Genomic DNA, 12,167 nt, shown 5'->3' on the forward strand with positions numbered 1-12,167 from the left:
CAATCGGGCCCGCCCATTTTCTTCAGGATTCGACATGAAAGGCCGCCGCCAAGCCGGGCTCGATCAGTTTCTGACCTATCGCCTCCATGCACTCACGAAGCGATCCGATCGCGGCATCGCCGACGTGTATCGGCACAAGCTCGACATTTCGCTGCCCGAAGCGCGCGTGATCGCCGCAGTCGGCGCGTTCGGGCCGTTTTCGATCATGGAGCTCGCGCGGCACACCAACCTCGACAAGAGTCAGGCGAGCCGCGCGGCGGAGGCGCTGCTGCGCAAGGGGCTGCTCGAACGCAGCGCAAGCGACGAAGACGGGCGGATCGTGCTGATCGCGCTGACCGTCGACGGCCGCGCGCTGTATCGGAAGATCATGCCGATCGTGCGCAAGTGGAACGAAGGCTTGCTCGTGTGCCTGTCGGACAGCGAGCGCCAGACGTTCGAGCGCTTGCTCGACAAGGTCGCCACGCATGCGGCCGAGCGCGACGACTGAAACGGGCGGGTACTCACGCGATCGATTTTCACGCGCGTGTAGTCGGCCTGCGGCGGGCTGACTTCGGATTGCGATCAACTGCCTTCCCGGCTGTTCGAGTGAATCCGCTTGTCGCCGAGTTGCATAGCCGGCTTGGCTCTTCGAAAACCCCGAAGCACTGATCGATTTCCCGAACCGCATCGACACGCTTCGGCGCCCGTTCGTTCGCGGCGCCCTCGCCCGCTATAGCCCGCTGTTCGCCGCACGCTGGCGCAGCAAGCCGAGTACCGCGTCGCAATAAGGCGTCGGCACGCCGAGCCTGCGCCCCAGCTCCGGGAACACACCGAGGATCGGCCCGATCTCCAGCGATCGCCCGGCCTCGAAATCCTGCAGCATCGACGTCTTGAAGGCGCCGAGCTTGCGCGTGACGGCAATCCGCTCGGGCGCGCTCATCCCCGTATCGAGGCCGAGTGTCGCGCCGATCGCGGCCGCCTCCTCCATCATCCGCAGCGCGAGCGTCTGGGTGTATGGATCGTCGAGCAACTGCTCGGCCGTCGAGCCCGTCAGCGCGCTGAGCGGATTCATGTTCATGTTGCCCCACAGCTTCGCCCAGATTTCGGTACGGATCGCCGGGGTCGACTCGACGTCGAAGCCGCCCGCGGCGAGCGCGGTGGCCAAGCGCGCCGCCGCTGCGTCGAGGCGCCGGTCCGGCGCGCCGACGAGCAGGCGGTTGCCGCGCCCGCGACGCACGACACCGGGCGCGTCGGTGCTCGACGACAGGTGCACGACGCAGCCGATCGCCTGCGCGGGCGGCAGCACGGCCGAAACAGCGCCGGCCGGGTCGATCGCGTCGAGCGGCACGCCGTCGACCGGCCCGGCGAGACCGTGCGTGAACCACCACGGCAGCCCGTTCATCGCCGCGACGATCACCGTATCGGGCCCGACCAGCGGCGCGATGCGCGCCGCCAACGCCGGCAACGCCTGGGCCTTCAGCGCGATCACCACGTAGTCCTGCACGCCCAGCACGGCCGCATCGTCGCTCGCCCGCACCGGGACGGACGACACGACGCCGGTTTCGTCGATCACGCGCACGCCGTGCGCGTTCAACGCATCGAGCGTCGCGCCGCGCGCATAGGCGCTCACGGTCATGCCGGCTTTCGACAACGCCATCGCGAGCAAGCCGCCGATCGCGCCGACACCGACCACCGCTGCGCGCACAATCCCTGAATTCGTATCGTTCATGAGGGGAATCCGTCTGCTGGAAGAAGACGAGCATAACGCTCGGTGGTTGTGGGTACAACGATTTGTCGAAGCGCGGTTGCGGCGAAATGGCGGGAACGGTTCGACGCGGCGTGCTGCCGGAAGCTGCTTCGTCTCCCGTCGGGGCGTGGTGGCATGCGGGCGCTTCGACGTCGCAGACGCGGCGCCCTGCCCTGTGATCGTGCAGCGGCCCTGCCGGACGGGCGGGCCGCGTCGTTCGGTTCGTCACGCGCGCTGACCCACGATACACCGCCGCGATGCCTCGGCCCTTGCGCGATCCGCGCGGATGGGGTCTCCTGTGCGTTTAACCCTGCCTGGCTCAGCCGCTCTTCAGATGAACTCGTCCCCGCGCGACCCCGACAGCAACGACAAAGCGCGCCGCCAGCCGTCGAAGCTGGTTTTGAATATCGTCGCCGTACTGGTCGGCCTGATCACGTTCGCGATCGGCGCGGGATGGTTGGTCTACAGCTGGATCGTCGATCGCGAAGCGCAGTATTTCGCGATTCCGCTGGTGTTCTCGGTGCCGGTGATCGTGGCGGTCGCGGTGCGCAGCTTCTGGGATTAGGCCGGTGCGGCGCGGGGATGCGGCGTGGAAATGAAAAAAGCGCTGCGGTCAGAAGACCGGCAGCGCTTTTTTGCGGCGCACCCCAAGAGGAGGCCGGAACCGCATTCGGTTCACCTTTCCTTTACGCTATTGGGATTCAGCGAGTTCGTATTTTCTGCATGCCCCCACATATACCCCCGGACACTTTGACTGCAATTGGGGACAGTGATCCGGCACAACCGGCGGGGACAGCATATGAAGAACATGAAACAATGTGGCCGCGAACCAACATGTAGCGTCGAGCCGATTCGAAATGACGTCTCGGCCGTCATTCTCCTCGGGAAGTTCGTGCGAGATGTGGTCGCAAATCCGCGAATCCCGATCGAGGTCTGCCGTGATGCCGCCATGCTTGTCCGCAGCCTGCAGCGCGAGCCGATTTAAGGATCGCCCGTGCGCTATTTCACGACCACCGACGTCGGCCAATCGATCCGAAAAGCGTTTGGCGGCTACACCCATATCCTCGTGAATCGAGGATACACGACGATCAAGCCCGTGTTCTTCAGGAGCGCGTCGATCGCCGATCTGCCCGTCTACGTGTGGGCATGGTGGGATCGAGCAAGCGATGGGCAGTTGGCGAGGTGGCGAGACCACGGTGGCGTGCTGCTGGATCGCTACACGTATTCCGACCGGGCCGGCCCGGCGGACGTACTCGTATTCGTGGAATGCCCGATGACGATGGACCGGCTGACCTGCTCGCACGCCAATACTGCCGAGTACACCGTGATCCCGGTCCCGCACACCTGGCGCGTACACGAGGAATGCATCGACCTGCGCACGCCGCGCGTCGAAGATCTGCGCACGATCCGGAGCGCATGCCGCGGACGACGATTGACGGACGAGCAACTTGAGTCCGAGACCGGCATTCCTCGCCAGCGCGTGACATACATGCGCAAGAGTCTGAAGCCAGTCGAAGAATGGGAGCTGCGCCCGCGGTTGGCACCTGGCGCGCCCGGATTGGTACCCGCTTGGGATTGGATCGGGTCCGGGCGCACGGAGCAGAAGAAGGAAGCACGCGAAGAAGGTCACAAGCAATGGCACGGCCGAATCGTTCGTGAAGACCATGAAGCACAATTACGTCGCCTACATGGACAAGTCTGACGCACCAACAGCGCTCTCGCGTCTGGCTATCGCGTTGAACACTACAATGAGCGCCACCCGCACAGAGCCCTGAAATACCGCTCGCCTCGCGAGTTCAGGTGTAATGCGGTGTCATCAACCTAACGGTGTCCGCGTGTCCTGAGTTACAGGGGCAACTCCAGGGATCGTCTACGTCATTTACGGCGACGCACGCGGCAACATCGAATTTGAAGCGCTTGCCGCTATGCCCTTCCTCATCTTTAGCGTGTCGCAGTCTGGAAGCGTGGTTGCTCGCATCCTCTCATGCCGCCCCATGAAATAGCTGGGCGAGATCAGTTACTCGGTCTACCTCGTTCATTTTCCGATGATCACGCTGGGCGTCTACCTCGGGATGATGAAGATCGCCAATCCGTACATCCGCTTTGCAGCCTTTGCTGCGGTCGTGTTGACCTTGTAGACGCTTGTATATCGCTACTTTGAACGCCCGATCTACAGACGCTATCGCGACTTGTTTGTGCCTGTAGGTTATCAGGAGGAGGTCTCTGAGCGCGTCAAAGTCTAGCGCTCGCGGACTGCATGTGAGCGGCGCGGCGCCTCGACGTTCGACACTGTCAGTCTCCCGGTCATCCGGCCGCAGGATCACGACGGGCCGCCTCTCATCGCCGAGAAATAAAGCAGCTGCCTGACGAGCGATGCGCGTATGATGAGTTGAACCGAGCACCCAATTGTAGATTGACCGCTCGCCCCTCCCCAAATCTGCGTCGCGCGCTGCTTGCGCGCCACGTTTGCCCCTCACCTCGCATCGCGCTGTGCAACGACAGCACAGTTCGAGATCGGCTCGCGCGTTGTCTTTGAGTAGCCCAAGGCTCTCGCGGTACAGCAAGTCACGACAAAAATCATCAGAAGGCGGCAAATATGAGCTGGTACTGCGAAGCAGAACGCGAATTGGTACATATAAGGCGAGCGATCGGACTACTTGAGCAAGCGCACCATGCCTTCGTCAACAAGTCGTCGGTGAACGACCCGGCGTACTGGAGAGACAAGCTCACCAAGCTCCGCACGCAGCCCGTGCGAAACAGGGTCTTCGAAATCCAAGTGGACGAGCTTTTAGGCCGCCTCGCACTGATCCAGGATCCGCATTGCCGCAAGTAGGGCGCGCTCCTTCACCTTTTCCGAGCGTACGGCCATCGAACACCTACGCTTTGATTATCACCGGGAGGAAGCCATGACCCCACACGACGTCATCACGATCTTCGAGCGGTTGAATGCCGAAGGACGGGCAGCGGTCGATCTGGACCACGCTTGTGCCGGTTTCGCTGGTTGGCTGGCGGCCACCTGGGATACATTGGGGGAAGAAGACATTGCGTTGCTGACATCGATCGGCGCAACGCTGTATCGCGAGGGCTACGGGCGGCGATACTAGGGAGCTATAGCGGCGGCGGTCAATGCTCCACGAATTGGCGCCACCGCGGATACTGCTCGAAGAATCGTTCGTCAACGACCGCCAGATACAGCGTCGGCGACTCGCGATTTGTCGTCTCCATCTGGGGAGGCCTCATCAAACGACGATCGACACTGCTGGCGACCGACCAGGCAGTGAGATCGTCGTTGAACTGGAAGACGTCTTTCGTCGGGATGTGCAGTTTGATGGCAGGCATGGCACGCTCCGGATCGCGCAACGACGCCATCATCGCGCAGCCCGCCGGATGTGAAAAGCCCCGCTCGGCACTGGCTCACGCAGGGGCGGTGGCAAGATCAGATCTCGGCAAAATATTGGTCGATCAACATCTGCCGCCCCCGGCCGAGCAACCAATCGATACCCACGCTAGCCGCAGCATTCAGCGCCGTCTGCTCCCTCGAAAATTCAGGACCTACACCGGCGCCGATTATGCTGCCACCATGGGACGGATCAGCGTCGTAAATTTCCCAGTGGCCTACCCACGACGCCATGCTCTCGCTAGGTACTGTGACTGTCTTCATCCATTCCTCGCGGAGTGGGAACTGCTTGAGAACGAGCATCGTCGAACCTCGGCAAGGAGGGACGAACCGGTTATTTGGGGACGGCGTTCCACAAGTAATTGCTCCACCACTGCATCATCTTGCGGCGCTCGGGCAGGTACTCAGCGTGGTTGTACGCCGCCCGGACGCCGTCGCGCTCGCTATGGGCCAGCTGCCGCTCGATCCAGTCGCGGTTGAAGCTGTGTTCGTTCAGGATCGTCGACGCAAGGCCGCGGAAGCCGTGCCCCGTCATCCGTGAGTGGTAGCCCATCCGGTACAAGGCGTACAGGATCGTGTTCTCGCTCATTGGCTTCTTGGAGCTCGACCGACTCGGGAACAGGAACTGGCTGTGGCCGTTCAGTTCGGGGAGCTTCGCGATCACCTCGAGGGCCTGCGTCGACAGCGGCACGATGTGCGGCGTGCGCATCTTCATCTTCTCGGGTGGGATGCGCCATTCCTTCTTCTCGTCGATTTCTGTCCACTCGGCAAAACGCAGCTCGCTCGTACGAACAAATGTCAGCGCCATGAACTGCAGCGCCAGGCGTGTCTGAAAGTCGCCGTCGTACGCGCTGATCTGCCGCATGAGCTCCGGCAACTCTGCCTCGCTGACACGCCGCATGTGCACGACGAAACGGGGCTTCAGCGCGCCGCGGAGATCGGGAGCGGAGTCACGCTCTGCCCGGCCTGTGGCAATGGCGTATCGGAAGATCTGGCTCGTTGCCTGAATAGTCTTGTGTGCGAGCTCGATCGCGTCGCGCGCCTCGATCTTCCGTATCACCGCCAACAGCTCGGGCGCCATAATCTCGGCGATCGGCCGCGCTCCGATCGCGGGAAACAGTTCGCGCTCGAGCAGCTTCATGATCCTGTCCGCGTGTCGCTCGCTCCATGCACCCTTCTTCTGCTGATGCCACTCCCGCGCGATCGGCTCGAATGAGTTCTCACGGTCCAGGCTGCGCTGAGCCTTCACGCGCTTCTTTTCGTGCGATGGATCGAGGCCGGCGCGCAATTGGTCCTTGATCTCATCACGAGCCTTCCGAGCAGCCAGCAAGGTGACCGCCGGATAGACCCTGAGGGCCATCCGTTTCTCCTTGCCGTCGATGCGATACTTCAACCGCCAGTACTTGGAGCCGTTGGGCATGATCTCGAGGTACATGCCCTGACCGTCGGCCAGCTTGTAGGACTTTTCGCGGGGCTTGGCCGCACGAACGGCGACATCGGTAAGGGGCATTTGAGCGCGGGGGCATTTCGATGCCCCTGATCAGAGAAAACTGCCCCCCCTAAGATGCCCCCGGTTTCGTGGGTGTCAATGAGAAACGCTGGGCGGCGCTGGCAACAAAAAGCCCCGCAAGTACTCGACTGGCGGGGCCTTTTAGCCAAACATGGGATTGCTTGGGAATATATGTGGTGCGTGAGGCCGGACTCGAACCGGCACACCCTTGCGGGCGTCAGGACCTAAACCTGGTGCGTCTACCAATTTCGCCACTCACGCGCATTTCTGTCGCCCTGACCGCGCGGCACGCAAACATGCGTCTCGCACGCAGCCACGGATCCCGCGCCGGCTCGGAAACCGGCACGCCCGATCAGGCGAGCGCGAGATTCTACCCGATCTCCGCCGCGTTGTGTTGCCCGGCCGGCGCCTGCCGGACAGCGGTGCTAGAATGCCGCGCTCGACGTGTCGTCCAAGCGCCGCCGCGCGCATCCCCGAACCTGCCTCCGCCACGATCCCACCCGTGAATTTCGACGACTACTGCCAGCACAAGGCCGCCCCCGCGGGCTCCAGCGTCTACTACGCGCTGCGCCAGGCGCCGCGCGCCACCGAGCCGCGTCTCACCGCCCTGTTCGCGCTGCGCCGCGAACTCGAGGAAACCGTCAAGGAAATCAGCGACCCGACCGTAGGGCACACGAAGCTCGCGTGGTGGCACAAGGAACTCGCAGCGCTCGCCGCCGGCGCGCCGACGCATCCGGTCACGAAGTCGCTCGCGCAGCATCATCCGACGATCGCCGCCGAAGCCGATGCGCTGCGCACGCTCGTGAACGGTTTCGGAATGGACCTCGAACAGGCGCGCTATCTCGACTTCGCCAATCTGCAGCGCTACATCGCGCAGGTCGGCGGCGCGTTTGCTTCGCTGGTCGCGCGCGCGAGCGCCGCGAATCCGGCCGACCCGCAATCGTGGGCCGCGGACGCCGGCCACGCACTGATGCTCGCGCAGTTCGTGCAGGAACTCGGCAACGATGCGCGCCATGGCCGCATCTATCTGCCGATCGACGAACTGCAACGCTACAACGTGACCGCGGCCGATCTGCTCAATCGCCGCTACAGCCCCGCCTTCACCGAGCTGCTGCAGTTTCAGACCAGCCGCGCACGCGCAGCGCTCACCGCCGCCGACGCGGCGATCCCCGCAGCGGAACGCCGCGCGCAGCGCACGCTGCGCGCGCAGATCGCGCTGGCCGGCGCACTGCTCGACGAAATCGAACGCGACGGCTACCAGGTGCTGCATCAGCGCATCGCGCTGACGCCGATCCGCAAGCTGTGGATCGCGTGGCGCGCGGCGCGCCGCCACTGAGCCGCCCGCCTTACACCTTCAGCAGCGGCAGCGTGTCGAAGCGTGCCTGCAGCACGCGCGTCGCATCGAGTCCCCACCACGGTCCGAGCACGGTCGCGTAAAGCTGTCGGAAGTCGACCGCGACCGGCAGGTTGCCATTGCCGTCGAGCCGCGCGAGCGCCGGCGGCGCCCCATACAGCCCGCCCGCCACGCGGCCGCCCATCACGAAATGCGGCGCGGCCGTGCCGTGATCGGTGCCGTTGCTCTGGTTCTCGCGCACGCGCCGCCCGAATTCCGCATACGTCATCACGAGGGTCTGATTCCAACGTCCGAGCTCGAGCAACGCGCCGCGCATCGCGCTCATCCCTTGCGCGAACTGCTTGAGCAGCGCAGCGTGCTGCCCCGGCTGGTTCTGATGCGTATCGAAGCCATTCAGCGTCAGGCGCAACACCGCGACGCCATCCTGCGCGCCCGGCCCCGATGCCTCGCACGCGGCCAGCACCTGCATCGCGGTCTTCACCGACGTGCCGAACGCACCGGCCGGAAACGCGGTCCGGAACTCGCGCATCCCGCCGCGCGGGCGCAGCCGGTCGGCGGCCTTCACGATGTCGTTCTCGACGTCGATGATGTGCGCGAGCGCCGGGTTCTGTTCGCGCAGCGACGACGGCTCGGCAAGCCGCGCCGCACGGATGAACTGCGCGGGATTGACGAGCGCGATCGCACGCGCGCCGTTCGCGAGCGGCCCCATCTCCGCGCTGCCGAGCACGACGCCGTCGGCTGCGAACCCGGGCGGCACCGGCGCCTGCGCGAAGGTACGGGTGAGCCAGCCCTCGCGCAGATACTGGTCGGCGCGCGATGCGGTATCCCAGATCTCGATCGAGCGGAAATGCGACAGGTTCGGCTGCGGATAACCGACGCCCTGCACGATGGCGAGCTGCCCGTCGTGCCACAGCGGCATCAGCGGCGCGAGCGCAGGATGCAGCCCCGTCTGCGCATCGAGCTGCAGCGCCTGATCGCGCTTGACGCCGATGCTGCGACGAAACTGGTAGTAGAGCGGGTCCGCGTACGGCACCACCGTGTTCAGCCCGTCGTTGCCACCCTTCAGCTCGACGAGGATCAACACGTTCGCATACGCGCCCTGCCGCCCCGGCGCGGCCGCAGCCAGCGCAGGCACTTGCCACAGCGACACGCCGGCCGCAGCCGCGGCGCCGGTCAGCGTCAGAAAATCACGTCGGTTCATCGCACGTCCTTTTGCTCGCCGTCGCGCATTCTGGACGCGCCGGCGTTGCACTTCATCGTCGGTTGAATCATTTCAGTTGGTAGGCCGGGTCCATCAGCAGCGCCTCGAGATACGCGCTACCGGTCGAGTCCGTGTCGATCGCAGCGACCGGTGAAAGCTGCAGCACCGCGTGCTGCAACTGCAGTTCGGTCGACAGCCCGGCGATCGCCTGCGGTCGCGCACGAAACTGCACGAGCCAGCGTTCGAGGTCGAACCGCAAGCCGCCGCGCGCGGGCTTCGCCGACGCCGCACGCATCCCGCCGGCGGCAGACGCCGCATCGATCGGCTGCAGCGCATGGGCGCGCGCCGCCGATGCCTGCGCGATCGCGTGCGCCGGCGCGCGCATGCCGGCCGTCTCCGTCGCGCGAAACAGTTGCTCGACGAACTGCTTGCGCGCGAGCAGCGTGGTGCTGTTGATCCACGTCGCACCACCGGGCCAGCCCTTCACGTTGGGCGGATAGAACAGGTTCTGACCGAGCGTGCGCACGGTGTTGGCAAGCATCTGCGGGTCGCCGTACGCGACGTCGAACAGCCGCACCGTCCCGACGACGAACTCGACCGGCGACTTCACGAGCACGCCACGATTGCGCGGATCCCAGAACGCATCGGTCGACCATAGCGCGGCGAGCGCCGCACGGATCTCGTAGCCGCTCGCGCGAAACCGTTCGGCCACGCCGTCGAGCGCGGCCGCATCGGGCGTATCGGATACGAACTCGCGCCACAGCTTGCCCGCGATGAAGCGCGCGGTGCCAGGACGCGCCAGCAGGATGTCGAGAAACGCGTCGCCGTCGAACGCGCCGGTCTCGCCGAGGATCGTCTTCTCGCCCGTATCGTGCCAGTCCGGCCGCACCACGAAGCCGAGCGTATCGGGATCGACGCTCCAGCCGGTCAGCGCACGCGCGGCTTCGGTCACGTCGTGCTGCGTGTAGCGGCCTTCGCCGAGCGTGAACAGCTCCATTACCTCGCGCGCGAAATTCTCGTTCGGGCGCCCCTTGCGGTTGCTCGCGCCGTCGAGATACTGCAGCATCGCCGGGTCCTTCGCGACCGCATGCAGCAGCGTGCCGAAATTGCCGAGCGCCTCGCGGCGAAACAGCGCATTCTGCGTGGCCATCGTCTGCGGATACGGGACCTTGTCCTGCCCCGACGTGAAGTGGCCATGCCAGAACAGCGTCATGCGTTCGGTGAGCGGCGACGGCGTCGCGACCATCTCGTTGACCCACACCGCGCGCAGCGCATCGTAGCGGCGGTTGCGTTCGCGCTGCTCGTCGCGCCGCAGCTCGGGCGTCAGTGCCTGACGCTGCGCGCGTGTCGGCGGCGGCTCGGCGAGCCAGTCGGGCCAGGTCGTCACGGGGTCGCGGCGCACGTTGCCGAGCGTGTCGGCGACGGCTTGCGCGCGCGTCATGCCGACGAGGCGTGCGACGTCGGCGGGTGCGGGGGAAAAGCCGGTACGGCTCAAGAAGAACAGCGCATCGTCGGCGTCGAGCGGCGCCTGCATCGCAGGCGATGTCGGTGCGGCAGCGTTCGCTTTCATCGTCGGGGGCTCCCGGAGCGCACCGGCGGTGCGGATGCCGGTACAACGGCAGCACCGACGCGCACGTTGACGGGGAAATTGCTACGGAATCTTTCCGTGACCGCGCAACGCATGCGCGGATCAGCGCTTGTACAACTCGCGGACGGCGTCCTCGATGTGCTGGCGCAACAGGTGGCGCTCCTCGGGCGTCATGTGCCCGTCGCGGCGGCGCTGTTCGAGATCGGGAGGCACGGCGGAACGGCCGGCGGAATCGGCCGCGTGGTCGGACTGCGTCGCTTTGCCCCGCGACAGCTTGCGCGACGATGCGCCCTGCTCGGGGCGCTGCGCATACGCGACGTTCGACGCATATGGACCGGCGAGCGCGATCGTCAGCATCAGTGCAATCCGGGCAGATCGCATGACCGTCCTCGCTTCTTTGGTCGATTTGTTCGCTTCGTCACGCGGCAACCGGTTACCTCTGGTACTTGAAAAACCCTGCGAATTCGGGCGTACAAAGATGAAAGATGGAGTGCAGGGGAGTATCTACCGAATTTCGGCTTCGAGTAAAGGAATCTCTATAGCCTGCCTTTACTCCGTGCGACACTACGGGTAAATTTTGTAACCGACTGTAACGCGCGAAAATACGCAAGCGTGCGTCATTTCCCATTCGCGATAAGATGCCGCTCATGGAAACGAAAAACCCCTCCAAGATTCTCGTCGTCGACGACGACCCGCGCCTGCGCGATCTGCTGCGCCGCTATCTCGGCGAGCAGGGTTTCAACGTATACGTCGCTGAGAACGCGACGGCGATGAACAAGCTCTGGGTGCGCGAACGTTTCGATCTGCTCGTGCTCGACCTGATGCTGCCCGGCGAAGACGGCCTGTCGATCTGCCGCCGGCTGCGCGGCAGCAACGATCGCACGCCGATCATCATGCTCACCGCGAAGGGCGAAGACGTCGATCGCATCGTCGGGCTCGAGATGGGCGCCGACGATTACCTGCCGAAGCCGTTCAACCCGCGCGAGCTCGTCGCGCGCATTCACGCGGTGCTGCGCCGTCAGGCGCCGGCCGAGTTGCCGGGCGCGCCGTCGGAAACCACCGAGGTGTTCGAGTTCGGCGAGTTCTCGCTGAACCTCGCAACGCGCACGCTGACGAAGTCCGGCCAGGAGATCCCGCTCACGACCGGCGAGTTCTCGGTGCTGAAGGTGTTCGCGCGCCATCCGCGCCAGCCGCTGTCGCGCGAGAAGCTGATGGAACTCGCGCGCGGCCGTGAATACGAAGTCTTCGATCGCAGCCTCGACGTGCAGATCTCGCGCCTGCGCAAGCTGATCGAGCCGGACCCGGGCAGCCCGCGTTTCATCCAGACCGTCTGGGGCCTCGGCTACGTGTTCATCCCCGACGGCGCGGCCTGATCGCCTTTCTTCCGGTTT

The 12,167-nt window shown here is 64.8% G+C and carries 15 protein-coding genes, 1 tRNA gene and 1 pseudogene; 9 read left to right on the forward strand and 8 right to left on the reverse strand.

Annotated elements, in window-relative coordinates:
* Nucleotides 1-34 precede the first annotated feature (34 nt).
* Nucleotides 35-487 (forward strand): MarR family transcriptional regulator, encoded by a 453-nt coding sequence (locus C3Y15_RS20375; RefSeq protein ID WP_034195341.1) that lies wholly within the window; start codon nucleotides 35-37, stop codon nucleotides 485-487.
* A gap of 222 nt (nucleotides 488-709) precedes the next feature.
* Here the strand turns inward: C3Y15_RS20375 and C3Y15_RS20380 are convergent, their stop codons facing one another.
* Complete coding sequence (locus C3Y15_RS20380; protein WP_034195340.1) at nucleotides 710-1,708, reverse strand: 2-dehydropantoate 2-reductase; 999 nt, start codon at nucleotides 1,706-1,708, stop codon at nucleotides 710-712.
* 352 nt (nucleotides 1,709-2,060) lie between these two features.
* Between C3Y15_RS20380 and C3Y15_RS20385 the strand changes: the two genes are divergently transcribed.
* From C3Y15_RS20385 to C3Y15_RS20410, 6 genes and pseudogenes are all read left to right on the forward strand, one after another.
* Complete coding sequence (locus tag C3Y15_RS20385; RefSeq protein ID WP_014723172.1) at nucleotides 2,061-2,291, forward strand: hypothetical protein; 231 nt, start codon at nucleotides 2,061-2,063, stop codon at nucleotides 2,289-2,291.
* A gap of 234 nt (nucleotides 2,292-2,525) precedes the next feature.
* Nucleotides 2,526-2,711, forward strand: coding sequence for a hypothetical protein (locus C3Y15_RS20390; RefSeq protein WP_124259636.1), 186 nt, complete (start codon nucleotides 2,526-2,528; stop codon nucleotides 2,709-2,711).
* A 9-nt stretch (nucleotides 2,712-2,720) separates the two neighbouring features.
* On the forward strand, nucleotides 2,721-3,428 hold the full coding sequence (locus tag C3Y15_RS20395) for a hypothetical protein (protein ID WP_175464248.1): 708 nt from the start codon (nucleotides 2,721-2,723) through the stop codon (nucleotides 3,426-3,428).
* Nucleotides 3,358-3,551, forward strand: a pseudogene (locus tag C3Y15_RS20400) (integrase core domain-containing protein); the annotation flags it as partial. The gene C3Y15_RS20395 and the pseudogene C3Y15_RS20400, both read left to right, overlap by 71 nt.
* Nucleotides 3,552-4,322: 771 nt before the next feature.
* Entirely contained in the window at nucleotides 4,323-4,559 is a 237-nt protein-coding gene (locus C3Y15_RS20405) for a hypothetical protein (RefSeq protein ID WP_034195338.1), read from the forward strand.
* Nucleotides 4,560-4,632: 73 nt separating this feature from the next.
* A complete protein-coding gene (locus C3Y15_RS20410) occupies nucleotides 4,633-4,830 on the forward strand; it encodes a hypothetical protein (RefSeq protein ID WP_014723174.1) in 198 nt (65 codons plus the stop codon).
* Between the two features lie 19 nt (nucleotides 4,831-4,849).
* On the opposite strand, the gene C3Y15_RS20415 is transcribed toward C3Y15_RS20410, so the two are convergent.
* The 4 genes from C3Y15_RS20415 to C3Y15_RS20430 all read right to left on the reverse strand — a co-directional run bounded on the left by C3Y15_RS20415 (nucleotide 4,850) and on the right by C3Y15_RS20430 (nucleotide 6,894).
* Entirely contained in the window at nucleotides 4,850-5,065 is a 216-nt protein-coding gene (locus C3Y15_RS20415) for a hypothetical protein (protein WP_124259635.1), read from the reverse strand.
* Between the two features lie 97 nt (nucleotides 5,066-5,162).
* Entirely contained in the window at nucleotides 5,163-5,426 is a 264-nt protein-coding gene (locus tag C3Y15_RS20420) for a hypothetical protein (protein ID WP_041493845.1), read from the reverse strand.
* Nucleotides 5,427-5,457: 31 nt separating this feature from the next.
* A complete protein-coding gene (locus C3Y15_RS20425) occupies nucleotides 5,458-6,633 on the reverse strand; it encodes an integrase arm-type DNA-binding domain-containing protein (protein WP_014723175.1) in 1,176 nt (391 codons plus the stop codon).
* Between the two features lie 174 nt (nucleotides 6,634-6,807).
* A tRNA-Leu gene (locus C3Y15_RS20430) sits at nucleotides 6,808-6,894 on the reverse strand.
* Nucleotides 6,895-7,135: 241 nt separating this feature from the next.
* Between C3Y15_RS20430 and hpnD the strand changes: the two genes are divergently transcribed.
* A complete protein-coding gene (gene hpnD / locus C3Y15_RS20435; protein ID WP_014723176.1) occupies nucleotides 7,136-7,969 on the forward strand; it encodes a presqualene diphosphate synthase HpnD in 834 nt (277 codons plus the stop codon).
* Between the two features lie 10 nt (nucleotides 7,970-7,979).
* On the opposite strand, the gene C3Y15_RS20440 is transcribed toward hpnD, so the two are convergent.
* From C3Y15_RS20440 to C3Y15_RS20450, 3 genes are all read right to left on the reverse strand, one after another.
* Entirely contained in the window at nucleotides 7,980-9,188 is a 1,209-nt protein-coding gene (locus C3Y15_RS20440; RefSeq protein WP_034195334.1) for a DUF1501 domain-containing protein, read from the reverse strand.
* Nucleotides 9,189-9,255: 67 nt separating this feature from the next.
* Nucleotides 9,256-10,758 (reverse strand): DUF1800 domain-containing protein, encoded by a 1,503-nt coding sequence (locus C3Y15_RS20445; protein ID WP_046426944.1) that lies wholly within the window; start codon nucleotides 10,756-10,758, stop codon nucleotides 9,256-9,258.
* Nucleotides 10,759-10,878: 120 nt separating this feature from the next.
* Nucleotides 10,879-11,157, reverse strand: a complete 279-nt coding sequence (locus C3Y15_RS20450) for a hypothetical protein (protein WP_014723178.1) — start codon at nucleotides 11,155-11,157, stop codon at nucleotides 10,879-10,881.
* Nucleotides 11,158-11,423: 266 nt separating this feature from the next.
* Here C3Y15_RS20450 and ompR point away from each other — a divergent pair, with 266 nt between their 5' ends.
* Nucleotides 11,424-12,149 (forward strand): two-component system response regulator OmpR, encoded by a 726-nt coding sequence (ompR, locus tag C3Y15_RS20460; protein WP_004199523.1) that lies wholly within the window; start codon nucleotides 11,424-11,426, stop codon nucleotides 12,147-12,149.
* Nucleotides 12,150-12,167 lie beyond the last annotated feature (18 nt).

Source organism: Burkholderia sp. B10 (assembly GCF_004368385.1).
GTDB classification, from domain to species: Bacteria; Pseudomonadota; Gammaproteobacteria; order Burkholderiales; family Burkholderiaceae; genus Burkholderia; species Burkholderia vietnamiensis.